General features: G+C 40.4%; 1 protein-coding gene. It reads left to right on the top strand.

Features of this window, described 5'->3' with window-relative positions; translation table 11 throughout:
- Positions 1 to 370 (top strand): hypothetical protein (locus A3761_RS28230; RefSeq protein WP_197473252.1); only part of this gene is annotated, 370 nt, incomplete at its 5' end.
- Positions 371 to 493 lie beyond the last annotated feature (123 nt).

Raw genomic sequence — 493 nt, 5'->3', positions numbered from 1 at the left:
CAAATCCATTATGTATGAGCCGTTTTTGATATTCCCTGAAGGCTCTCGTTCATATGTTGCCAAGGACGGAAGTGTCACAATGAAGTATGTCAGCCCTCGGTTCGTGCAAGCCTATTTTAGGCCTGATGATGTGGTTTTACCTATTAGTCTCGTGGGTGGCTCTGATATAGGCAATAGTTGGCGCCTTAAACCGGCAAACATTGGTCTGTGTGTGGGTGAGCCGATTAAAGTTAGCGAAGAAATGATTGCAAACTTTGATACAGAGGGTGTTGGGATAATGCGTAAAGTTGCGGCGTTACCTAATATAAAAACGGTTAACTTTGACGAAGATATTCAGGCTGGTAAGAAGCTTGAAAGTCATGCTGCTTGATTGAGTTGTACTCAGATCTGAGAGTTTTGTCATATAAATAGCTCTATTTGTCTATTGCATTTTGTCAAAAAGCGTAGCTTTTTGTTTCGCTCATACTTTGCTCATAATTTAAGTAAAATCTAG

The sequence above is a fragment of the Oleiphilus sp. HI0123 genome, from assembly GCF_001635315.1.
The sequence above is the reverse complement of the archived record's forward strand: the minus strand, read 5'-3'. Positions and strand labels throughout refer to the sequence as shown.